General features: G+C 70.7%; 17 protein-coding genes. 11 read left to right on the forward strand and 6 right to left on the reverse strand.

Going from position 1 to position 22,627, the window contains the following annotated elements; genetic code table 11:
• Positions 1-34 precede the first annotated feature (34 nt).
• The 7 genes from ACWFRU_RS08435 (at position 35) to ACWFRU_RS08465 (ending at position 10,991) form a co-directional block, all read left to right on the forward strand.
• Positions 35-1,516, forward strand: coding sequence for a DUF4192 domain-containing protein (locus tag ACWFRU_RS08435; protein WP_453685356.1), 1,482 nt, complete (start codon positions 35-37; stop codon positions 1,514-1,516).
• A 282-nt stretch (positions 1,517-1,798) separates the two neighbouring features.
• Complete coding sequence (locus ACWFRU_RS08440) at positions 1,799-3,811, forward strand: glycogen debranching N-terminal domain-containing protein (protein WP_453685357.1); 2,013 nt, start codon at positions 1,799-1,801, stop codon at positions 3,809-3,811.
• A gap of 199 nt (positions 3,812-4,010) precedes the next feature.
• Complete coding sequence (locus tag ACWFRU_RS08445; RefSeq protein ID WP_363209966.1) at positions 4,011-4,772, forward strand: NUDIX hydrolase; 762 nt, start codon at positions 4,011-4,013, stop codon at positions 4,770-4,772.
• A gap of 225 nt (positions 4,773-4,997) precedes the next feature.
• Positions 4,998-6,956 (forward strand): ABC transporter ATP-binding protein, encoded by a 1,959-nt coding sequence (locus ACWFRU_RS08450; protein ID WP_453685358.1) that lies wholly within the window; start codon positions 4,998-5,000, stop codon positions 6,954-6,956.
• Between the two features lie 162 nt (positions 6,957-7,118).
• On the forward strand, positions 7,119-8,006 hold the full coding sequence (locus ACWFRU_RS08455) for a FadR/GntR family transcriptional regulator (protein WP_365819636.1): 888 nt from the start codon (positions 7,119-7,121) through the stop codon (positions 8,004-8,006).
• A 419-nt stretch (positions 8,007-8,425) separates the two neighbouring features.
• Positions 8,426-9,970 carry an RNA polymerase sigma factor gene (locus ACWFRU_RS08460; RefSeq protein WP_453685359.1) on the forward strand — a complete coding sequence of 515 codons (1,545 nt, stop codon included), beginning with the start codon at positions 8,426-8,428 and terminating at the stop codon, positions 9,968-9,970.
• 190 nt (positions 9,971-10,160) lie between these two features.
• Positions 10,161-10,991 carry a serine protease gene (locus tag ACWFRU_RS08465; RefSeq protein WP_453685360.1) on the forward strand — a complete coding sequence of 277 codons (831 nt, stop codon included), beginning with the start codon at positions 10,161-10,163 and terminating at the stop codon, positions 10,989-10,991.
• A 168-nt stretch (positions 10,992-11,159) separates the two neighbouring features.
• Here ACWFRU_RS08465 and ACWFRU_RS08470 read toward each other — a convergent pair whose 3' ends face one another.
• Positions 11,160-11,387 carry a DUF7455 domain-containing protein gene (locus ACWFRU_RS08470; protein WP_160507629.1) on the reverse strand — a complete coding sequence of 76 codons (228 nt, stop codon included), beginning with the start codon at positions 11,385-11,387 and terminating at the stop codon, positions 11,160-11,162.
• A gap of 440 nt (positions 11,388-11,827) precedes the next feature.
• Here ACWFRU_RS08470 and ACWFRU_RS08475 point away from each other — a divergent pair, with 440 nt between their 5' ends.
• From ACWFRU_RS08475 to ACWFRU_RS08485, 3 genes are all read left to right on the forward strand, one after another.
• A complete protein-coding gene (locus tag ACWFRU_RS08475; protein WP_453685361.1) occupies positions 11,828-13,951 on the forward strand; it encodes a DNA gyrase/topoisomerase IV subunit B in 2,124 nt (707 codons plus the stop codon).
• Positions 13,952-14,164: 213 nt separating this feature from the next.
• Positions 14,165-14,686: a DUF485 domain-containing protein gene (locus ACWFRU_RS08480; RefSeq protein WP_453685362.1), complete on the forward strand. Its 522-nt coding sequence runs from the start codon at positions 14,165-14,167 to the stop codon at positions 14,684-14,686.
• Positions 14,683-16,275, forward strand: coding sequence for a solute symporter family protein (locus ACWFRU_RS08485; RefSeq protein WP_453685363.1), 1,593 nt, complete (start codon positions 14,683-14,685; stop codon positions 16,273-16,275). Before ACWFRU_RS08480 ends, ACWFRU_RS08485 begins: the two co-directional genes overlap by 4 nt.
• Positions 16,276-16,292: 17 nt before the next feature.
• Here the strand turns inward: ACWFRU_RS08485 and ACWFRU_RS08490 are convergent, their stop codons facing one another.
• Genes ACWFRU_RS08490 through ACWFRU_RS08505 form a run of 4 tightly spaced genes read right to left on the reverse strand, consistent with a single transcriptional unit; the run spans position 16,293 to position 20,903 of the window.
• On the reverse strand, positions 16,293-16,973 hold the full coding sequence (locus tag ACWFRU_RS08490) for a response regulator (RefSeq protein WP_453685364.1): 681 nt from the start codon (positions 16,971-16,973) through the stop codon (positions 16,293-16,295).
• Positions 16,970-18,628 (reverse strand): sensor histidine kinase, encoded by a 1,659-nt coding sequence (locus ACWFRU_RS08495; RefSeq protein WP_453685365.1) that lies wholly within the window; start codon positions 18,626-18,628, stop codon positions 16,970-16,972. The genes ACWFRU_RS08490 and ACWFRU_RS08495 overlap by 4 nt, the downstream gene beginning before the upstream one ends.
• 28 nt (positions 18,629-18,656) lie before the next feature.
• Positions 18,657-19,604 carry a sucrase ferredoxin gene (locus tag ACWFRU_RS08500; RefSeq protein WP_453685366.1) on the reverse strand — a complete coding sequence of 316 codons (948 nt, stop codon included), beginning with the start codon at positions 19,602-19,604 and terminating at the stop codon, positions 18,657-18,659.
• Positions 19,605-19,640: 36 nt separating this feature from the next.
• Positions 19,641-20,903 (reverse strand): citrate synthase family protein, encoded by a 1,263-nt coding sequence (locus ACWFRU_RS08505; protein WP_453685367.1) that lies wholly within the window; start codon positions 20,901-20,903, stop codon positions 19,641-19,643.
• Between the two features lie 109 nt (positions 20,904-21,012).
• Between ACWFRU_RS08505 and ACWFRU_RS08510 the strand changes: the two genes are divergently transcribed.
• Complete coding sequence (locus tag ACWFRU_RS08510; protein WP_453685368.1) at positions 21,013-22,191, forward strand: citrate synthase; 1,179 nt, start codon at positions 21,013-21,015, stop codon at positions 22,189-22,191.
• A gap of 71 nt (positions 22,192-22,262) precedes the next feature.
• On the opposite strand, the gene ACWFRU_RS08515 is transcribed toward ACWFRU_RS08510, so the two are convergent.
• A complete protein-coding gene (locus ACWFRU_RS08515; protein ID WP_453685859.1) occupies positions 22,263-22,490 on the reverse strand; it encodes a hypothetical protein in 228 nt (75 codons plus the stop codon).
• Positions 22,491-22,627: the final 137 nt, after the last annotated feature.

Genomic DNA, 22,627 nt, shown 5'->3' on the forward strand with positions numbered 1-22,627 from the left:
ACCGGAACCTGGCCATTCGCGGGAGAGTCGGCGCATGACGAATCACAGCGAGCAAAACGACCCGACCGACCCGATCGACTCGACCAACTCGATCAATTCGAGCGAGCGAACCGCATTCATCGACGACACGACGGTCACCCTGCGCACCCCCGCCGAACTCGCGGACGCCCTGCCGTACTTGCTCGGGTTCAGGCCCGAGGAGAGTGTCGTCCTCATCGCCCTGCACGGCGAGCGGGGACGGTTCGGCGGCCGGGTGCGCCTCGGTATTCCCGGCCGTGCGGAGGACTGGCCGCCCATCGCGGAGCAGCTCGCCCAGTGCCTGGTGGGCGGCTGTGAGCGGCGCGGCGCCCGGCCTGACGGCATCGTGGCCTTCCTGTGCGCGGAGCCGGTCGGGACGGAGACCGGCCGGCAGGTCATGGAGCGCCTGCGGCCACTGGCACAGGTGCTCCGCACCGCCTGCGGAAGGCTCGACGTCCCGGTGTTCGAGGTCGTGTGCATCTCGGCGGGCACCTTCTGGACCTACTGCTGCCCGAACAAGCAGTGCTGCCCGCCGGAGGGCGTGCCACTGCTGCGCCCCGGCACCTCGGTACTGGCCGCCGCCACGGCCTACGCGGGCATCCAAGTTGGCGTCACCACGCGGGAGATGCGGGCGCGGTTGACTCCCTGGGAATCCGTCGCCGCAGCCGACCAGGAAGCCGCGCTCGACGCGGCGGGCATGGCGCTCGTACACCGGATGCTGGGGGAGGACGGGCAGGCCGAGGTCGCCGCCGACACGCTTGACCTGGCCCGGCGGATCATGGCACGCATGGTGGCTGCCCCCGCTGTCGTCGACAGGCTTGAGGCGGACCTCCAGGACGACGAGCTCCTCGCGCACGACGAGGCCGCCGCGCTGATCCTCGGTCTGCAGGACCGTACGACGCGCGATCGGGCCGCGGAGTGGATGGAAGGCGATGTCGCCGCATCGGCACTGCGTCTCTGGAGGGTCCTGGCCCGCCGCTGCGTCGGGGCGTACGGGGAGCACGCGGCGGCGCCGCTGTCGCTCGCGGGGTGGGTCGCCTGGTCCCTGGGCGACACCACGGAGGGCCAGGAAGCCCTGGCCATGGCGCTGCGTGCCGATCCGAGCTACACCTTCGCGCAACTTCTGCACCATGCCTGCACCGGAGATCTCGACCCCGAGCCGATCCGCCGCTGCTTGCGCACGGAGCGAAGCGACCGTAATGCCACGGCAGTGCAGACCGAACTGCCAATCTCTTCGGAGCCTTCGGAGCCTTCGGAGCCTTCGGAGCCTTCGGAGCCTTCGGAGCCTTCCGGGGCTTCGGGGGCTTCGGGGTCGTCGGACCCTGCGGGTGAGCCGGTGGGTGTAGCTGCTCGCCGCCGCCCCGCACGCCCGAAGGGCGGCACTGGCGTACGGGTCACCGGCAGGCCGACCACCGGCAGGCCGACGACCGACCGTCCGTCCACGGGGCCGCAGAACCGCCGCCGCACCATCCGTCGCACGGCGAGGAACGACACGTGAACGCGGGTGTGCGGCACCGGAGGGCAAGGGCGGGACGAGTGCCAGTCGTGCTGCCGTACAGGGGAGGCCAGGGCCGGGCGAGTGGCTTCCCGTCCGGTGGGCGTGACCTGGTGCGGGGCAGGCCCGTTCACCTGAGTGGCGGTACGTGTGCCTGTATCGGTACCTGGGCCGAATCGCCGTACGACCTCCGACTTCCCGTAGCGCGGACAGCGCAGAAGAGGCCATCTCATGCCCCTGCCCGCCTCGTCCCCCGTCTCCGGCAGAGGGGGTCCCCAGAGGCCCGTGCCGGGCTCCACGCTCCCTCCCGGCGTATCCACGCGCGCTCCCGCGCCGCGGCGCCTAGCGCAGCTGCCGCCCGCGCACGCCACGCTGATCTGTGTCGCCCTGCCGGCACTCGCGATCTCCACGGACCAGGGGCAGTTGACCGGCCGCGGACTCGAGGGGTTCTACCGCGCGGGGCGCAGGCTGCTGTCCCGCTGTCAGCTACGAGTGGCGGGGCGCGAGCCGATCGCCGTGCAGGCACGGATGCTCTCGGCCGACCGTGCCCGCTTCATGTCGACGCTGCGTCCCGCCGCGGACGGCGGCCCGGATCCGGACGTGATCGTCGAGCGGACCCGGTACGCGGACGGCACGGAGCAGATCATCCTGCGCAGTGTCGCCGGCCGGTATCTGCGACTACCGGTGGAGGTTTCGCTCGGCACGGATCTCGCGGAACTCGGAGCGGTCGCCTCCGGCAACACCGGTCCCGAATTGTCGCCCACCGTGCACGACTCCGGAATGCGCTGGTCCGCGCCGTCAGGCACCTGTGTGGTCACCGCGCACCCGGCGCCCGCGGACGCGCTGGCCTCCGCCGGCCTGTTGCGCTGGGAGGTGGAGCTGGCGCCGGGCGGCACCTGGAGTCTGGAGCTGCGCGTCCGGCCGGAGGGCGCGGGCCCGGTGAGGGCGGTCGGGCACGGGATGACCCGCTCCCTCGCCACGGCGCGGGCCGCGGGCGACGACCCCAGGGCATGCGCGCTCCTGGACCGGTCCGTGGAGGATCTCCAGGCCTTGCTGCTGCGGGACCCCGGGCACCCGACCGACGTCCACCTGGGGGCGGGGGCGCCATGGCGCTGCGGGCTCGCGCCTGCCGAGGCGCTCGCTGCCGCGCGGATGGCCCTGCCGCTCGGCACCGGGATCGCCGTGGGGACACTGCGCACGCTGGCCCGCCGTCAACTCGCGGGCAAGGGGCCACGGGTGGGCATGATCCCCGGGCCGCTGCGGAACGCGGGGCCGCATCTGCCGCCCGGGTGCACGGGGGTCGAGGCGACGCTGCTCTTTCCGGTGCTGTTGGCGGAGGCGTGGCGTTGGGGGTTGCCCGCTCAGGAGACGGAGGAGTTGCTCCCGGCGGCCGAGCGCTGCCTGCGGTGGCTGCTTGCCGCGGCGGTTGGCGGCGACCGGGGGCTCCTGCCGGACCCGTACCCGGGTGGGCCCGCGCGCTGCGAGACACAGGCCCACGCCCACAGGGCCGCGCTGCTCGGCGCCGACCTGCTGGACGCCCATGGCCGCCCGGGCGGAGCCGACCTGCGCCAGTGGGCGGAGCGATTGCGAGGCGCCTTCCGGGAGGCCCTCTGGGTGGAGGGCCGGGCGGGTGGCCGGCCCGCCGCGGCCTGCCTGGCCGACGGGCGCCCCGTGCCGCTGCTCACCGGCGGGGCCGCGTACCTCCTCGACACGGGGCTGCTCGGAGCGGGCGTGCTCGCGCCAGGGCTGCTGGACAAGGTGCGGACGGAGCAGCTCGCCCGGCTGCTGGGCGGGCCCGCCATGGACTCGGGGTGGGGATTGCGGAGCCTGGGCGTCAAGGAGGCGGCGTACAACCCCTTCGGACATCGTGGAGGGGCGGTCCGTGTCCATGAGACGGCGGTCGCCGTCGCGGGTCTGGCCGCCGCGGGCTACGAGAAGGAGGCGAACGCGCTGCTGCGAGGGGTGATGGCGGCAGCCGAGACGTTCGGATACCGGTTGCCTGAGATGTACGCGGGGGAGCAGCGCACGGAGGGCGGTGCGCCGTTGCCGCATCCCGCTGCCTGCCGCCCGGCGGCCACCGCCGCGGCTGCCGGGGTGCAGCTCCTCACCGCGCTCGCCGGTATCCGGCCCGACGCCCCGTCGGGCACGGTGACGCTGAGCCCCGTCCGCAGCGCACCCCTGGGGGAGCTGGAGCTGACGGGGCTGCGCGTCGCGGGCGCCCCGTTCTCCGTGCGCGTCAGCCGACTCGGCCTCGCCATGGTCGAGGAAGCAGCCGACGGACTGCAGCTGGGAGTGTGACTCACGGACCGAGGGGGATCTCACGGACCGAGGGGGATCACGCTGCAGAGGTGTGGCCCTTATACCCGGAAGGACCGGCGGCCGGTGTGGCTCACCTGCGGTGGGCGTGGCCGAAACCCGACGCGAGGGGCGGTGAATCCGACCGGGTTCGGATGCCGGAGGAGCTGTTTATCGTCAGGCAGACGACTATGATCGCGGCATGTCGCCCTACGACCCGTCGGCCTTCCCGCCGTTTGCTGTCACCGTCGATCTGGTCGTGCTGACCGTACGTCGTCACGCGCTCTGCGCGCTTGCCGTACGCCGGGGCGAGTCGCCGTTCCAGGGGCGTTGGGCGCTGCCCGGCGGATTCGTGCGTGACGACGAGGACTTGTCGGCGGCCGCCGCGCGAGAGTTGGTCGAGGAGACGGGGCTGTGCGCGCACGATCCGGACTCTCCGGCCCAGGCGAACGGCGCGCATCTGGAGCAGTTGGCCACGTACGGCGATCCCAAGCGTGATCCGCGGATGCGGGTCGTCAGCGTCGCCCACCTCGCGCTCGCTCCCGACCTCCCCGCCCCGCGTGCCGGCGGCGACGCGAACAGTGCGCGCTGGGCGCCGGTCGAGGCGCTGCTTAACCAGGGTGGATACGGACGTGAGGACGAGCAGGCGGCGCCGCTCGCCTTCGACCACGCGCAGATCCTGGCAGACGGCGTGGAGCGTGCCCGTTCGAAGATCGAGTACTCGTCGTTGGCGACGGCCTTCTGCCCACCCGAGTTCACCGTCGGCGAGCTGCGCCGGGTCTACGAGGCCGTGTGGGGCGTCGTGCTCGACCCGCGCAACTTCCACCGCAAGGTGACCGGCACGCCGGGCTTTCTCGTCCCCACCGGCGGCACGACCACGCGCCAGGGTGGGCGCCCCGCTCAGCTCTTCCGCGCGGGCGGTGCGACGCTGCTCAACCCGCCGATGCTGCGCCCCGAAGTCTGAGGCTCGCGGCACGGGTCGCGCGGGGGATTGCTCCGCTGGTCGCCCGGCCGGTCACCACTCGGTCCCCGTCGGTCTGGCGGCGTGATGAACACCCGTGGCCCACGCCCTGACCGAAATGCCAGAAATATCGCGTTATCTTGCTGATGTACCCACGGAGTTCGTCCGTCCCCGACCCGGCGGACGAACCCCGGCCGTCGAGCGGTCGCACATCCCGCGAGAGAAGCGATGATCCAGGCCATCGGACTGACAAGCAATCCCCGCCAGGAGCTGCCGCCTGCCGTCGACGACGTGTCCTTCGAGGCGCGAACAGGCCGTGTGACGGCACTGCTCGGCGCGCAGGGCGCCGGCAAGACGACGGCGCTGAGGCTCATGCTCGAACTCCAACAGGGCCGAGGTGTCACCTACTTCAGAGGGCGTCCGCTGCACCGCATCACCTATCCGTCACGCGAGGTGGGCGTCCTGCTGGGCGAGGTGCCCGGACATCCGGGCCGTACGGTCCGAGGCCAGCTGCGCATGCTGTGCGCGGCCGCAGGCGTGCCTGTCCAGCGCGCCGACGAGGTACTCGAAGTAGTCGGCCTGGTGAGCCTTCGCGATCAGCGCCTTGGCACGCTCTCGCGCGGCATGGACCGCCGTCTCGGCCTCGCCTGCGCTCTGCTCGCCGACCCGCACACACTCGTCCTCGACGACCCCGCCGACGGGCTCTCGGCCCGCGAGGGCGGCTGGCTGCACGCGGTCCTGCGCGCGCACGCCGCCCAGGGCGGGACCGTCCTGTTCTCCACGGCCGACCCCAAGGAAGCCGCGCGGGCCGCCGATCGCGTCGTGACACTGGAAGCCGGACGGCTGGTGGCCGACCAAGAAGCCAGGGACTTCGCCCGCACCCGGCTGCGCCCCCGGGTCGCGGTGCGCAGCCCGCACGCGGCACGGCTCGGCGCGCTGCTGGCCAAGGAGGCCCGCGCCGGGCAACGCTCCATCGAGGTGGTGAAGGAGGACGGCAACCGGCTCTCGGTGTACGGCAGCAACTGTGCCGACATCGGAGAGACAGCCTTCCGCCACGGAATCCTCGTCCACCAACTCGCCGACGAGATCGGGGATGCGGGGCCTGCGGCAGCTGCGGCTGTCGCGCCTCTACCCGAAACTGATGGCGTCCCCGCGCCGACGCCCGCACCCACCTCCGTAATCGCCGACACAGCCGCAGCCGCAGCCACAGCCACAGCTGCAGCGGGGGCTGGAGCCGAAGCCGGAGCCAAGACCTCGCCCCAAGCGGAGAGGGCGCCCGCGGAAGAGGCCGTCTCCGCGACCAAGAACCTCATCCCGCTCGCCACCACGGAACCGGTCACCGCCACGACCGCCGTCAGCCCCCAGCAGGTCCCCGCGGCGCCGTCCCACCTGCCGCCCCCCATCTCCGTCCGCCCTGCCCGCAGCCCCCTGCGCCCCTTGCGCTACGAACTGCGCCGGGCCACCGGAGTGGGCACCGGCTACCTCACCACGGCCGCTGTGCTCGCCGTCTCCGCCGTGATCTGCGTCTTCCTCGCCAGGAGCGGTCACACGCCGCAGCCGTACCTGCTGGCCGCCTGGCCCCAGGAACTTCCCTTGCCGCCCGCGGCGCTTGGCGCCGGACTGCTCGGCGCCCTCGCCTTCGGTGAGGAATTCCGTCATCCCGCCCTGGCCGCCGACCGGGGCACCGTCCCCCGCCGTTTGGGGCTGCTCAGCGCCAAGTTGACCGTCGCGGCCGCCACCGCGCTCCTGCTGAGCGTGCTTGTCCTGGTCTCCGACGCCGCTCTCCTGCACCTCGTATACGGAGAAGAGGTCGCGAAAGTTCCCGCCGACTGGCTCTCGGCGAGCGTCAGTTGGGTCGCCCTGGTCGGTGGCTGCGCCTGGGCGGGGGTCCTCGCCGGAGGAGTCTTCCGCTCCACGACCGCCGGTCTCGCCGCGGTTCTCGCGGTGCCGATCGTCGTCGTACCGCTCGTACAAAAGGCCTTGGAGGGGCCGTCTGTGCGATCGGCGGCGGGGCTCCCAGGGAGGCTGCGCGACCTCGCGCTGGTGCAGTGGCCCTTCGGTGTCGAGCGATATCTGGCCGGTGGAGTCCGGATGGTCGCTCAACCTGTGGGCAGCGCGCTGACGTTGTCGCTGACCGCTCTGCTCTGCGCATATCTGCTCACCGGGGTGCGCGGCAGGGCTCGATGACAACCGTCCGTCGGTTCCGTTCACGTGCTGCGCACAACTCCCCCGGAGAACGCCCGTTTCTTTCCGATAAGGCGTCAATTGCGGCGGGGTAAGCGATCACCCTTTCGTGTGCTTTTCACCAAAGACCTCAAGGGACTTGGGAGCCACGCCGACAAAGGTTCCGTGAGTACCCTTGCGCACACCATGATGACCGCCGCCCGCTCCGCCGACTCCGGCCTCGCCGGTCCGGGCGAACTCGACCGCTACCCCTACGCCGAGGCTCCGGGTGCCGACCGCGTCGTCGCGCCCTCCTGGGACAGCGCCGACCACGACCTCGGCCGTGTGGGACGACGCACCGCCGGCAGTCGCGGCCGCGGACTGCACGGCCAACTCGTCCAGCAGCTCGGCCAGATGATCGTCTCCGGAGACCTCGGAGCCGACCGCCCGCTGGTCCCCGAGGAGATCGGCCAGCGCTTCGAGGTCTCCCGCACCGTCGTCCGGGAGTCGCTGCGCGTGCTCGAGGCGAAGGGCCTGGTCAGCGCCAGGCCCAATGTCGGCACGCGCGTGCGCCCCGTCAGCGACTGGAACCTCCTGGACCCGGACATCATCGAATGGCGCGCGTTCGGGCCGCAGCGCGACGACCAGCGCCGCGAACTGAGCGAGCTGCGTTGGACGATCGAGCCCCTCGCCGCGCGGCTCGCCGCCGGCCACGGCCGCGAGGAGGTGCAGCAGCGGCTCGCCGACATGGTCGAGATCATGGGCCACGCCCTGAGCCAGGGCGACGGGATCACCTTCTCCCGCGCCGACGCCGAGTTCCACTCGCTGCTCATCCAGCTCGCGAGCAACCGCATGCTGGAGCACCTGTCGGGCATCGTCTCGGCCGCGCTCCAGGTCTCGGGCGGTCCGATCACCGGCTGCGACCGCCCCACCGAGGCGTCCCTGGTGCACCACTCGCGCATCGCCGACGCCCTCGGCGCGGGCGACGGTCCGGGCGCCGAGGCCGCCATGCGCCAGCTGCTCACCGTCCACCCGGAGGTGGAGCGCGTCGTGCCCGCCCCCCGCGAGCACTGACGGCCGGGTCTGCGTTCGTACGGCCGGCTGATGCGCCTCGCGGTCCGACCTCATCACTCCGTTGGCGCGGTGGCGTCGCCGGGCTTCTGCGGGTTCCTCGGGGATCCGGCAGGGACCCGGCGACGCGGCCGTTGCGGGGTTGAGGGCCGTCAGGGCTTAGGTCTGCACGCCTCTGACCGTATCTGGCCGCTTTTGAGCGCTTACGGGGTGTGACTCGGGCCACGTAGATTGGGCGTAACGCTCGTCGGGGCAGCGCGATGACCTAAGAGGTGATAGCCGAGGAGGGAATACAGCAGTCGTTCGCGGCGCTGTGTAGCTCCCCGGCCCCGCCTGCGCCGTCGGCCCATCCCTAGTCGTCGGTCGTCGGTCCTGGTCCACAATGGACGGGGCCGGAAGCCGTTTTCCAACGTTCCGAGAGGTTGTTCGTGTCGGCCAGCACATCCCGTACGCTCCCGCCGGAGATCGCCGAATCCGTCTCTGTCATGGCGCTCATCGAGCGGGGAAAGGCTGATGGGCAGATCGCCGGCGATGACGTGCGTCGTGCCTTCGAAGCTGACCAGATTCCGGCCACTCAGTGGAAGAACGTTCTGCGCAGCCTCAACCAGATCCTCGAGGAAGAGGGTGTGACGCTGATGGTCAGTGCCGCGGAGCCGAAACGCCCCCGCAAGAGCGTCGCAGCGAAGAGCCCGGCCAAGCGCACCGCGACCAAGACCGTCGCGGCCAAGACGGCCACGGCGAAGCCGGCCACCGCGTCCGCCGCCCCCGAGGCGTCGGCCGTGGATGTCGCCGCTGAGGACGCGCCCGCGAAGAAGGTCGCCGCCAAGAAGACGACGGCGAAGAAGGCCGTCGCCAAGAAGACCGTCGCCAAGAAGGCGACGGCAAAGAAGACGTCCAAGCAGGACGACGAGATGGTGGACGACGAGGCCACTGAGGAGACGACCGCCAAGGGCAAGCCCGGTGAGGGCGAGACCTCGGAGGAGGGTCCCCAGGCAGGCTTCGTGCTGTCCGACGAGGACGAGGACGACGCCCCGGCCCAGCAGGTCGCCGCGGCCGGCGCCACCGCCGACCCCGTCAAGGACTACCTGAAGCAGATCGGCAAGGTCCCGCTGCTCAACGCCGAGCAGGAGGTCGAGCTCGCCAAGCGCATCGAGGCCGGCCTGTTCGCCGAGGACAAGCTGGCCAACGCCGACAAGCTCGCCCCGAAGCTCAAGCGCGAGCTGGAGATCATCGCCGAGGACGGGCGCCGCGCCAAGAACCACCTCCTGGAGGCCAACCTCCGTCTGGTGGTCTCCCTGGCCAAGCGCTACACCGGCCGCGGCATGCTCTTCCTGGACCTCATCCAGGAGGGCAACCTCGGTCTGATCCGCGCGGTCGAGAAGTTCGACTACACCAAGGGCTACAAGTTCTCCACGTACGCCACCTGGTGGATCCGTCAGGCGATCACCCGCGCGATGGCCGACCAGGCCCGCACCATCCGTATCCCGGTGCACATGGTCGAGGTCATCAACAAGCTCGCGCGCGTGCAGCGCCAGATGCTCCAGGACCTGGGCCGTGAGCCCACCCCGGAGGAGCTGGCCAAGGAACTCGACATGACCCCGGAGAAGGTCATCGAGGTCCAGAAGTACGGCCGTGAGCCGATCTCCCTCCACACCCCCCTGGGTGAGGACGGCGACAGCGAGTTCGGTGACCTCATCGAGGACTCCGAAGCGGTCGTTCCGGCCGACGCGGTCAGCTTCACGCTCCTTCAGGAGCAGCTGCACTCCGTGCTCGACACCCTGTCCGAGCGTGAGGCGGGCGTGGTCTCCATGCGCTTCGGTCTCACGGACGGCCAGCCGAAGACCCTGGACGAGATCGGCAAGGTCTACGGAGTGACGCGTGAGCGCATCCGTCAGATCGAGTCGAAGACGATGTCGAAGCTGCGTCACCCGTCGCGTTCGCAGGTCCTGCGCGACTACCTCGACTAGTCACCAGCGCTCCACGAAGAAGACCCGAGGCCTCACGCGAGGCCTCGGGTCTTCTGTTTGTTGATGCGCCCGCCGTGACGCGCCCGCCGTGACACGTTCGCCGTGACGCGGACGCGCGTGGCGCGGGTGCGGGGTGTGACGCACTGGATCACTGTGGGTGTTTCACGAGAACCCAGAGTGAGGAGATCGCATGCCTCGTCCTTTCGCTCGCACATTTACGGCGACGCTGGCCCTTGTCGCCCCGGTGGTGGCGCTGCCGCTGGCTTCCACGGCCCCCGCGTCCGCCGACAGCGTCGTCGTCGGGGGTGGCCCGGTCCGGGTGGCCGACAGTCCCTGGGTGGTGGCGCTGTCCAGCCGTGACCGGTTCGGTGGTACGCGTTCGGGACAGTTCTGCGGAGGCGTGGTGGTCGGGCGCTCCACGGTCCTCACGGCGGCCCACTGCCTGGGAGAGGAAGTCCTCGGAGTACGGCTGGGCGAGATGAGTGACCTGAAGGTGATCGCCGGCCGGGATGATCTGGGGAGAGCGCAGGGCCGTGAGATTCCGGTGCGCGAGGCGAAGGTCAATCCGGAGTACGACAGTTCCTCGAACTCCGGCGACTTCGCGGTGCTGTCGCTGGCGAGCCCGCTTCCGCAGGGCTACGTCATCGGTATGGCGGCGGCGGGGGACCAGGCGTACCAACCGGGCACGCGCGCGACGGTGTACGGCTGGGGTGACACCACGGGATCAGGCGACTACGCGCGGACGTTGCACTCCGCGCAGGTGCGCGTACTGCCTGATGCCACCTGCCGGGAGGCCTATCCGGGCAATTCTGACGGAAAGTACTCGGCCGTATCCATGCTGTGCGCGGGGGAACTTGAGGGCGGTCGAGACGCCTGTCAGGGGGACAGCGGCGGTCCGCTGGTCGCGCGCGGGCGGCTGATCGGCCTGGTGTCGTGGGGGAGCGGCTGTGGGCGGACCGGGAGCCCCGGGGTCTACACGCGGGTCTCGAGCGCCGCGCGGGCGATGCCTGGGCGCGGCTGAAAGTACGGGAGTTGTCCGAGTGCGGGGTGAGGGGCGCCGTGAGGACCGCCGAGAAGGCGCCTGAGTGCCCCTGCAACGCGAGCGGGCGGTCGACCCTGGGGTTGGCAGGGTCGGCCGCCCGGTCACCGGCCTGGCGTGCGCCGGATCGCTCGTCGTGGGTGCGAGGTGTCAGCGATCCTCGTCGTTGGTCTCCGGGACGGCCGTCAGCCGCTCCGTCTCGTCCTGTATCTCAGCGGCGATCTTCTTGAGTTCCGGCTCGAACTTGCGGCCGTGGTGGGCGCAGAAGAGCAGTTCACCGCCGCTCAACAGGACGACGCGCAGGTATGCCTGGGCGCCGCAGCGGTCGCAGCGATCAGCGGCCGTCAGGGGGCTCGCGGGGGTCAGAACAGTAGTCACGTCGCCTCTTCTCTAGCTCGACGAGCTGTCGTACCAGGGTCAACATCCAACCAGGCCGAAAACGTTCCCGCTCGTGGCTTTTCCTCGAAGTTTTTTCCGAGGCGGCTGTCTGCTGCCGGTTGGCGGCGAATGTGCCGTATTACGTCTCTAACGTGTCGTACGGTTTCGCGCTGTCTGTCAGGTCGGTCGTCCGCCGGCTGGGTTGCCGGTTGTTCATGAGGACGTGCCCGGAGCCTAAATGGTTCATGCCTGGAAGGGAACGTGACGTGCACTTCACTCAATCGAGGGATCGAACAAGCGTGCGGCACTGGACTAGTGTGAGTAGTGACGAGGGTGGCGTTACAACGGCTCTACCAGGCCTCGGTACCCTCTGAGCGGCAACCGAAGCCGAGGCCTTACCCCAAGAGGCCCCTTTTGAAATTCAGCGAGGAGCGAACCGCGTGACCGCCGAGACGTCCGTGCCGTCCACAGCGTTGCTGACCGGAGCAGACCGGGACGGTTCCAACTACACCGCGCGGCACCTGCTCGTCCTGGAGGGGCTCGAAGCCGTCCGCAAGCGTCCGGGCATGTACATCGGGTCTACGGACAGCCGTGGCCTGCTGCACTGCCTCTGGGAGATCATCGACAACTCCGTCGACGAGGCCCTGGGCGGCTACTGCGACCACATCGAAGTCATCCTCCACGACGACGCCTCCGTAGAGGTCCGGGACAACGGCCGAGGCATCCCCGTGGATGTCGAGCCCAAGACCGGCCTCTCCGGAGTCGAGGTCGTCATGACCAAGCTCCACGCCGGCGGCAAGTTCGGCGGTGGCTCCTACGCTGCCTCCGGCGGCCTGCACGGTGTGGGTGCCTCCGTGGTGAACGCCCTGTCCGCGCGCCTCGACGTAGAGGTGGACCGCGCGGGGCACACCCACGCGATCAGCTTCCGTCGCGGCGTCCCAGGCGCCTTCGCCAAGCCCGGCCCCGACGCCGACTTCGACTCGTCGGCCAAGCTGCGCAAGACCAAGAAGATCCCGAAGACCCGCACCGGCACGCGCGTGCGCTACTGGTCCGACCGCCAGATCTTCCTCAAGGACGCCAAGCTCAACCTGGAGACGCTGCACCAGCGTGCCCGGCAGACCGCCTTCCTGGTCCCGGGCCTGACCATCGTCGTACGCGACGAGTACGGTCTCGGCGAGGGCGGCACCAAGGGGGAGGAGTCCTTCCGCTTCGACGGCGGCATCAGCGAGTTCTGCGAGTACCTCGCCCAGGACAAGGCCGTCTGCGACGTCCTGCGCCTGACCGGGCAGGGCAGCTTCAAGGAGACCGTCCCGGTCCTGGACGACCACGGCCAGATGACCCCCACGGAGGTCACCCGTGAACTCGCCGTGGACGTCGCCCTGCGCTGGGGCACCGGCTACGACACGACGCTCCGGTCCTTCGTCAACATCATCGCCACCCCCAAGGGCGGCACCCATGTGACGGGCTTCGAGCGTTCCCTCACGAAGACGATGAACGAGGTGCTGCGCACCCAGAAGGTGCTGCGCGTCGCCGAGGACGACATCGTCAAGGACGACGCCCTGGAGGGGCTGACCGCGGTCGTCACGGTCCGTCTCGCCGAGCCGCAGTTCGAGGGCCAGACCAAGGAGGTGCTCGGCACCTCGGCGGCCAACCGCATCGTCGCCAACGTCGTAGCCAAGGAGCTCAAGGCGTTCCTGACGTCCACCAAGCGCGACGCCAAGGCGCAGGCGCGCGCCGTGATGGAGAAGGCCGTCGCCGCGGCCCGTACGCGCATCGCTGCCCGCCAGCACAAGGACGCCCAGCGCCGCAAGACGGCCCTGGAGTCCTCCTCGCTGCCCGCCAAGCTCGCCGACTGCCGCAGCGACGACGTGGAGCGCAGCGAGCTCTTCATCGTCGAGGGCGACTCGGCGCTCGGCACCGCCAAGCTGGCACGGAACTCCGAGTTCCAGGCACTCCTGCCGATCCGCGGCAAGATCCTCAACGTTCAGAAGGCATCCGTCACGGACATGCTGAAGAACGCCGAGTGCGGCGCGATCATCCAGGTCATAGGGGCGGGGTCGGGCCGGACCTTCGACATCGACGCGGCGCGCTACGGGAAGATCATTCTGCTCGTCGACGCCGATGTCGACGGCGCGCACATCCGGATCCTGCTGCTCACCCTGTTCCAGCGCTACATGCGCCCGATGGTGGAGGCGGGCCGGGTCTTCGCGGCCGTGCCGCCCCTGCACCGGATCGAGCTGGTCCAGCCGAAGAAGGGCCAGGACAAGTACGTCTACACGTACTCGGACAACGAGCTGCGCGAGACCCTCCTGGAGTACCAGCGCAAGGGGATCCGCTTCAAGGACTCCATCCAGCGCTACAAGGGCCTCGGTGAGATGGACGCCGATCAGCTGGCGGAGACCACCATGGACCCCCGCTACCGCACCCTGCGACGGGTCAACATCGGCGACCTGGACGCCGCCGAGCAGGTCTTCGATCTGCTGATGGGCAACGACGTGGCGCCCCGCAAGGAGTTCATCACGAGCTCCGCGGCGACGCTGGACCGTTCGCGCATCGACGCGTAGCGCTCGCGCGACGCCATGGTGTGTGCCGCTCGCGCGGGACGCACTCCACCATGGGTGGAGCCCTTTGGCTCCACCCATGTCCCGTTTCCGGGGGCCATTGATGCGGTCCTTCACCTGATGGGGTGAAGAGCAGGGAGAGAAGAGTCAGGGATCTTCCCGTTCTGTCCATCCTTGGGCACGCGGCCGAACAAGGCTGCGGACAAGGAGAGTTCGGTGGAGAAGCACGACGGGCGCGATGCGGGGCAGGCGCGGACCGGCGATCCGAGGGATCCCTGGTACGACGCGCTTGCGTCCGGCTGGGGTGAGTTGGACGGCACGGGTGCGCCGGCGCCCGTGGTGGCGCCCCGGGCCGCGCCGGACCGGGTCGCGAGCGCGGCCGACATCTATCTGGAGGTCCAGCGCAGTGCTGCCTTCCAGGAGGTGCGCGGCCGCTATCGCCGGTTCGTCTTCCCCGGGGTGGCCGTCTTCTTCACCTGGTACGTCGCCTACGTAGTGACCGCGACGACGGCCCCGGGGCTGATGGCGCGCCCCGTAGCCGGCTCCGTGAACGTCGCGATGCTCGCCGGCCTCGGCCAGTTCCTCACCACCTTCCTGCTGACCTGGGCGTACGCCCGCCACGCCCGGCTGCGCAGGGACCACGCGGCGCTCGATCTGCGCTGGGCCGTGTTCGAGCAGAAGCGGGAGCAGGAACTGGCCCGGGGGAGCGAGCGGCTGGTCCGGGGGAGCGAGCGATGACCGGGGACCACCAGACACTCGCCCTGCTGCTGTTCGGCGTGTTCGTGGCCGTCACGCTCGCCATCACGACATGGGTGAGCCGCAACCGGCACGGTTCGGCGGAGGAGTTCTACGCCGGCGGGCGGCTCTTCTCGCCCATGGAGAATGGATTCGCCATCGCGGGCGACTACATGTCGGCCGCCTCCTTCCTCGGCATCTCCGGGCTGATCGCGCTCTTCGGGTACGACGGGCTGCTCTACTCGGTGGGTTTCCTCGTCGCCTGGCTGGTCGTGCTGTTCCTGGTGGCCGAACTGGTGCGCAACTGCGGCCGGTTCACGCTCGCCGATGTCGTGGCCGCGCGGATGAGGGAGCGGCCCGTGCGCATCGCGGCGGGAACTTCCTCGGTGACCGTGTCCGTTCTCTATCTGGTGGCGCAGATGGTGGGGGCCGGCTCACTGGTCGCGCTGCTGCTCGGTGGGACGAGCGGGGCGGCGCAGGCCTGGACGGTCATTTGTGTCGGTGCGCTCATGGTCATCTATGTGTCGTTGGGAGGGATGCGGGCCACCACCTGGATCCAGATCGTCAAGGCGGTCCTGCTGATGTGCGGCGCGATCGCGCTGACCGTGCTCGTGCTCGTGCGATTCCACGGCGACTTCGACCAGTTGCTGCGGACCGCCGCCGACCGCAGCGGACACGGCAGCCAGTTCCTCGCGCCCGGGTTGAGGTACGGCGGCGACTGGACCTCGCGCCTGGACTTCATCAGTCTCGGACTCGCGCTCGTCCTAGGCACGGCCGGTCTTCCGCACATCCTCTCCCGCTTCTACACGGTGCCGACCGCGCGTGCCGCCCGCCGCTCCGTCGTCTGGTCCATCGGTCTCATCGGCAGCTTCTACCTGATGACGATCGTGCTCGGCTTCGGCGCCGCCGCGATCGTGGGCTCCGATGCGGTGCGCGGATCGAACGCCGCGGGGAACACGGCGGTTCCGCTGCTCGCGCTCGATCTGGGGGGCGGCGCGGACTCCACAGGAGGAACGGTTCTTTTCGCGATCGTCGCCGCGATCGCCTTCGCCACGATCCTCGCCGTCGTCGCCGGGATCACGCTCGCCTCCTCGGCATCGGTGGCCCACGACCTGTACGCGTCGCTGCGGCGCAAGCACGCGAAGCCGCGCAGCGAGGTGGCGGTGGCGCGCCTCGCCGCCGCCGGGATCGGGGTGGTCGCGATCGGGCTGGGGCTGCTCGCCCGCGATCTCAACGTGGCGTTCCTTGTGGGTCTGGCCTTCGCGGTCGCCGCGTCCGCGAATCTGCCCGTGCTGCTCTTCTCGCTGTTCTGGCGGAACTTCACCACACGGGGAGCGGTCTGGTCGGTCTACGGCGGCCTGCTGCCCTCCCTGGTGCTCGTCGTGCTGTCACCCGTGGTCTCCGGAGGGCCGAACTCCCTCTTTCCGGGAGTGGACTTCCAGTACTTCCCGCTGGAGAACCCGGGGCTCGTCTCCATCCCGCTGGGCTTCCTCGCCGGATGGCTGGGCACCGTGACCTCCTCGGAGCCCGCTGACGAGGCCAAGCACGCGGAGACCGAGGTGCGCTCGCTCACCGGGGCGGGAGCGGCGTAACGGCCCTCCACCGGCGGCTAGGAGGCGCTGGACGCCCACTCGTAGCGGTGCTCCGGGCGGCCCGTGTCGCCGTACTTGAGGCTGAGCCGGACGCGACCCGAGCGCTCCAGGAGTTTCAGATAGCGCTGGGCCGTCTGGCGGCTCAGCCGGGTGCGGTCGGCCAACTCCTGCGCGGACAGCGGCCCTTCCGCGCCCATCAGGGCCCTGCGGACCAGCTCGGCCGTGGTGGGGGAGTGCCCTTTGGGCAGCTCCGGCGCCGGAGTCGCCGAGAGGGCGCCGAAGATGCGGTCGACCTCGGCCTGCTCGGCCTCGCCCCCGCCGTCCAGCGTGCGGCGCAGGGTCGCGTACGCGTCGAGCTTCGCGCGAAGTCCCGCGTACGAGAACGGCTTGACCAGGTACTGCAGGGCTCCGTGGCGCATCGCGGCCTGCACGGTGGCGACGTCGCGCGCGGCGGTCACCATGATCACGTCGGTCTGATGGCCGCGCTCACGCAGCGTGCGGACCACCGCGAGGCCAGTCTCGTCCGGCAGGTAATGGTCGAGGAGCACCAGGTCGACGGGGAGCTCCTCGATGCGCCGCAGCGCCTCGGCCGCGCTGTGGGCCTTCGCGGCCACCCGGAAGCCGGGGACCTTCTCCACGTACGCGGCATTGACGTCCGCGACCCGGACGTCGTCGTCCACGACGAGCACCTCGATCATCGTGTCTCCTCCGTGGGGGCAAGGCCGGACGTCGGGGCCAGTTCGGACTGGGCGAGCGCTTCGGGCAGGACGACGGTGAACTCGGCGCCCCCTTCGGGGGAGGCTCCGGCCCGTGCGCTGCCGCCCTGCCGCTCGGCGAGCCTGCGGACCAGGGCGAGCCCGATGCCGCGCTTGCCGTGCGCCGGAGGCTCCTTGGTGGACCAGCCCTCCGTGAAGATCGTCTCGCGTTGTTCGGCCGGTACGCCAGGGCCCGTGTCGCTCACCCGCAGCACGACGGAGCGCTCCTCCGTGCGCACATCGACCTCCACGCGCGCGTGGAGGGTGCCCGCCGCGGCATCGAGCGCGTTGTCGACCAGATTGCCGACGATCGTGACCAGACCGCCGGGATCGATCAGCCGGTCGGGCAGCGCGGTCTCGCGCGGAACAGCGAGGACGACCCCGCGCTCCGCGGCGACCGTGGCCTTGCCCACCAGGAGCGCGGCGAGCAGCGGATCGCCGATCTTCTCCGTGATCTGTTCGGCGGTCACCCGGTGCGCGCCGGCCACCTCGCCGACGAACTCCGCCGCCTCCTCGTACATTTCCAGTTCCAGAAGGCCGAGCAGGGTGTGCATGCGGTTGGCGTGTTCGTGGTCCTGCGCCCGCAGGGCGTCGATGAGGCCGCGGGTGGAATCCAGTTCGCGGCCCAGCTGCTCCAGTTCGGTGCGGTCGCGCAGGGTGGCGACGGCGCCGCCGTCGTCCGTGGGCATGCGGTTGGCGACCAGGACTCGCTGGCCGCGGACGGTCAGGAGGTCGGTGCCGGTGACCCGTCCGGCTAGCACGTCAGTCGTACGCCCCGGGCCGAGCGCGGTGTCGAGAGGTTGCCCGATGGCTTCCGCGCCGAGGCCGAGAAGGCGCTGGGCCTCGTCGTTGAGCAGGCGTACGCGGCCCGCGCGGTCGAGGGCCACCACGCCTTCGCGGATGCTGTGCAGCATCGCCTCGCGTTCCGCAAGGAGGGCCGAGATATCGGAGAAGGCCAGGTCACGGGTCTGCCGCTGCACCCTGCGTGAGATCAGATAGGCGGCGAGGGCGCCGACGGCGAGCGCCCCGCCGGCGTAGGCGAAGAGCCCGGGGATGGCGTGGATCAGACGGGCGCGGACACTGTCGTACTCGATGCCCACGGAGACGGCCCCCACGATGTCCCCGTCGATGTCCCGCAGCGGCACCTTGCCGCGGGCCGAGCGGCCCAGGGTGCCGTCGTCGATCTCCATGACCTCGTCCCCGGCGAGCGCCTCGCTGGGGTCGGTGGAGACTACGCGGCCGATCTGGCCATGGTCGGTGTGGGACCAGCGCACGCCGTCCTTGTTCATGATCACGACGTACTCGGCGCCACTGGCACGCCGGATGCGCTCCGCTTCCGTCTGCACGGGCCCGTCGACGGCCGGCTTCGAGGAACGCAGGTCCTCGGCGATCTGCGGCTGGGCGGCCGTGGTCTGGGCGATGGCGAGGGCGCGGCGCATCGCCTGGTCGTCCAGTTGATCGCTGAGCGGCGCGAGGAAGAGCCCCGTGGCGAGCACGGCGACCCCGGCGGCGATGGCCAGCTGCATGAGCAGCACCTGCGAGAACACGCGCCGCGGCAGGCCGAGGCGGAGTCGTCGGGCAGGGGAGGTCGGGCTCATGTGTACGAACGGTACGGCGAGCGGAGGGCTACTCCGAAGTCACTGTGGCGGGGATCTCCTGTGCGGCTCCGTCCCCGATCAGCCGCACCGCCACGACATCCATGCGCGCCGGGGACGCCAGCGCCGCGCCGCAGCTCTCCGGCCTGGGTGGCTGGGAGGCCCCCTGGGCGACCGTCACGCGCCAGCGCCGTCCGTCGGTGTGGACCACCGTCACATCCCAGCGCGGGGCCCCGCCGGCCGTGTGGACGACGCTCAGGGCGCCCGCGGCTTCCTCGCCCGTCGCGGCGCGCACCGCCAGCTCGGCGGCCTGTCCGGGGCGCTCCCAGGCGGAACTGCCCCGGCAGCCCTTGGTGACCACGCGGCCCGTACGCACCCCTTCGAGGATCTCCTTGACGGCGGTCTGGTCGGAGCGGCCGTACGCGTAGCCGTAGGGCAGGACGAGGAGGGTGGGGGAGAAGCGGTGACCACCCAGATGAGTGACTTCCCAGGCGCCTTCTTCACCTGACGTGGCGAGTTCGGCGGCGAGCGGCCTGCCCAGGAGCGCGCAACAACGGTCACGCTTGCCGTTCGTGCAGACCAGGGCGAGCGGGTCGCCGGTGTGCGGGGTTCCGAATCCGCCGTGGTCACCCGCGCCGAGAGCCGTGAAGTCGAGGCCGAGCAGCTCCTGTGGCCGGTCCGTGACATGTCCGCGCAGCCAGGTCTTGCCGGGCGTGGTGTGGCCCACGTACACCCGTCGGCGGGCCGAGGGGTGGCTGTCGGCGTGACGGCCGGGGCGGCGGATGAGCGCGACACGTACGCCGGTTCCCTCGGCGGCGGCCTCGAGAGCGCGGCCCACCTCTGGGTCCAGGTGGCTCGAAGTGAGCGCTCTGGCGCCCCACGGGCCCGGCTGTTCAAGGAGCAGCCAGGTCCTGGCGGTGGCCGCGGTCCCCGCGAGAGGCTCGTCCAGGTCCCGCGAAGCGGTGGTGCACGTACTCACAGAGGTGAGCCTAACCTGCGCCGGGTCTGGGCTGATTCATCCCTCGTCGGGCGCGGGCATGGCCTGCGGCGGACGCACTCCTACGTACTGCCCGCTGGGGCGCATGCGCAGCGGGCGTTCCTCGTACTCCTCCAGGGCGTGCGCGATCCAGCCGGCCGTGCGCGCCACGGCGAAGATCGTCTCGCCCGCCTCGGCGGGCATCCCGGAGGAGGCGGTCAGGACGGCGAGGGCCAGGTCGACGTTGGCGTGCAGGTCCGTGTGGCGGGCCGTGGTCGCCACCACGTCGCGGGCCGCCGCGAGGGCGGGTCCTGCTTCGGGGATGGTCTCCAGGAGCGCGAACAGGGCCTGTGCGCGCGGGTCGTCGCCGGGGTAGAGACGGTGGCCGAGGCCCGGGACGCGGCGGCCCGCGCGCAGCTCGTCGGCCACCACGGGGGCCGCGCTGCCGCGGTCGAGGACGTCCAGGAGCATGCGGTGCGCCAGGCCGCTCGCCGCGCCGTGCAGGGGGCCCTCCAGGACACCGAGGCCTGCCGACACCGCCGCGTACGGGTGGGCGCGGGCGGAGGCGGCGACGCGGACGGCGAGCGTCGATGCGGCGAGGTCGTGGTCGACGAGCAGCGCGAGCGCGGTGTCCAGGGCGTGCAGCGAGGCTTCCCGGGGCCGCCGGCCGCTCAGCCGTGCCCAGAGGCGGCGGGCCAGGGGGCCCTCGTCCCGGTGGGCGCGGCTCACCGGGGGCAGCGCCGTGACAAGTGTGGGGATGAGGGTGCGTGCGGTGCCGATGACGGCGTCTTCGGAGAGGTCGAAGCGGAGGGGGTCGGCCGCGGCGGCCGCGATGGCGGCCACGCGGAGGCGGTCGGTCGGGCCACTGTGCTCGGGGAGCGCGTCGACGGCACGGCGTGCGGCGTCGGCGGTCTCCGCGGGGGCGGTGAAGTGGATTCCGGGGCGCATGACGCCCGTCCACAGCCACTCGGCGACCTCTTCGTACGAGTGCGCCAGGGAGAGTTCCGTCGCGTCGACGCCCCGGTAGTAGTAGCGGTCCTTGTCGATGAGCGTGATGCGGGTGCGGACGGAGAGTTCGCTGCTCGCGGAGGTGGCGGCGGGTTCGCGGCGGTTTCTGCGGGCGAGCGACTCGACTTCTTTGGCGTCGAAGGTGCTGCCCCGGGAGCCGGGGCCGCGGCGGCTGCTGAGCTGGCCGCGGCTCACGTAGGCGTACACGGTCTCCGGCTTCACGCCGAGGAGTTCCGCGGCCTCCCGGGTGCTCAGGCGTCGGCCTTCCTTCGGGGTGGCCTCTTGATCCGTCATGGGCGACACCGTATCCATTCTGACCTTATGTTGATTGGATCAATATTGACAATGACTCAGTCAAGCATGGACAGTTGAATCAAGTCCAGGGAGGAAGTCGAGGAAGAACATGCCGATCAATGGCTCCACCACCACCATCCCCACCGGCCCCGTGGAGGTTCCCCGCGGGCTCGCGGGCGTCGTCGTGACCGAGACCCGGCTCGGGGACGTCAGGGGATACGAGGGCTTCTACCACTACCGCCAGTACTCGGCCGTCGAGCTCGCGCAGAGCCGCGGCTTCGAGGACGTCTGGCACCTGATGTTCCACGGCGAGCTCCCGGACGCGGCGCAGCGGGCCGCCTTCGCCGAGCTGACCGCGGGCCTCCGCCGCCTGCCGGACGAGGTGCGTGCCGCGCTGCCCGCCATAGCCCGCGCCAGCGCTCTGTCGGGGCCGCTCTCCGGGCTGCGTACGGCGCTGTCGCTCTTCGGTGCGGCGAAGGGTTTCCGTCCGGTGTACGACATCGACGCCGACCGGCGCCGTGCCGACGCGCTCGCCGCGTCCGCTGTCGTGCCGACCCTGCTCACGGCGCTGTACCGGCTCGGTCAGGGGATCGATCCCGTAGAGCCCCGCGAGGACCTCTCGTACGCGGCCAACTACCTCTACATGCTGACGGGTTCGGAACCGGATCCGGATCGTGCGAGGGCGATCGAGCAGTACTTGATCTCAACCATTGATCACGGCTTCAACGCGTCCACCTTCACGGCGAGGGTGATCACCTCGACCGGTGCGGATGTCGCGGCCTGCCTGGTGGGGGCCGTGGGTGCGCTGTCGGGTCCGCTGCACGGCGGGGCGCCGAGCCGCGCGCTGGACACGCTGGACGCCATCGGCACGCCCGATCGCATCGACGGCTGGATCCGCGAGCGGGTGCTCGCGGGGGACCGGATCATGGGCTTCGGCCACCCCGTGTACCGCACGGAGGACCCGCGTTCGCGCATGCTGCGGGGGATCGCGCAGCAATTCGGTGGGCCCATGGTGGAGTTCGCGGTCGAGGTCGAACGCCAGGTGGAGGCGATCCTCGCCGAACTGAAGCCGGGCCGCGAGCTGCACACGAACGTGGAGTTCTACGCGGGCGTGGTCATGGAGCTGTGCGGGCTGCCACGAGAGATGTTCACGCCTACGTTCGCGGCGGCGCGGGTGGTGGGTTGGGGGGCCAATGTCCTCGAGCAGGCGGAGGACTCGAAGATCATTCGGCCGGCGGCTCGGTATGTGGGGGTGGGGGCGCCGCAGGCGGTTCCGGCAATGGCCTGACCGGGTCTGTGCGTTCGGTGAGTCCAGGGTGCAGGTCTGCGCCCTGGACTCACGGAACGCGGTGTCGCACGTCAGGCTTGCGGAATGTCGGCCCTGGCCCGGATGAGAGTCTCGCGGGAAACGATGACGATGCGCTCGTAGTCGGCACGTGAGGCATCGTCAGGGAGTTCGGCGTCGAGCGCGGCTGTCGCCTCTGTGCCGATAACGGCAAAGTTTCCGTCGGAGAGTTCGAAGATGTCGGGGCAATTCTGGCCCGTCGCGCAGCCGCGAGCGCGGGGAGAAGCACCGATCCGACGGATAATCTGAGCCACTGTCGTTTCCCTTTGGCCTTGCGCCCGACGCAGCGTTCCGAGGCCAGGGAGGCCGACAAGACCGCAGGAACGTCGGCACTCTTGTGGAAGTCTCACGCGCGTGTGCGTGTGGGCGGAGCCTATCC

Source organism: Streptomyces sp. NPDC055099 (assembly GCF_053607685.1).

What these genes read in the sequence shown, in the direction of transcription:
- ACWFRU_RS08485 (WP_453685363.1), top strand. Translation starts at nt 14,683, where the DNA reads ATGACCGGGGACCACCAGACACTCGCCCTGCTGCTGTTCGGCGTGTTC.
- ACWFRU_RS08465 (WP_453685360.1), top strand. Translation starts at nt 10,161, where the DNA reads ATGCCTCGTCCTTTCGCTCGCACATTTACGGCGACGCTGGCCCTTGTC.
- ACWFRU_RS08445 (WP_363209966.1), top strand. Translation starts at nt 4,011, where the DNA reads ATGTCGCCCTACGACCCGTCGGCCTTCCCGCCGTTTGCTGTCACCGTC.
- ACWFRU_RS08450 (WP_453685358.1), top strand. Translation starts at nt 4,998, where the DNA reads ATGATCCAGGCCATCGGACTGACAAGCAATCCCCGCCAGGAGCTGCCG.
- ACWFRU_RS08495 (WP_453685365.1), bottom strand. Translation starts at nt 18,628, where the DNA reads ATGAGCCCGACCTCCCCTGCCCGACGACTCCGCCTCGGCCTGCCGCGG.
- ACWFRU_RS08490 (WP_453685364.1), bottom strand. Translation starts at nt 16,973, where the DNA reads ATGATCGAGGTGCTCGTCGTGGACGACGACGTCCGGGTCGCGGACGTC.
- ACWFRU_RS08505 (WP_453685367.1), bottom strand. Translation starts at nt 20,903, where the DNA reads ATGACGGATCAAGAGGCCACCCCGAAGGAAGGCCGACGCCTGAGCACC.
- ACWFRU_RS08435 (WP_453685356.1), top strand. Translation starts at nt 35, where the DNA reads ATGACGAATCACAGCGAGCAAAACGACCCGACCGACCCGATCGACTCG.
- ACWFRU_RS08510 (WP_453685368.1), top strand. Translation starts at nt 21,013, where the DNA reads ATGCCGATCAATGGCTCCACCACCACCATCCCCACCGGCCCCGTGGAG.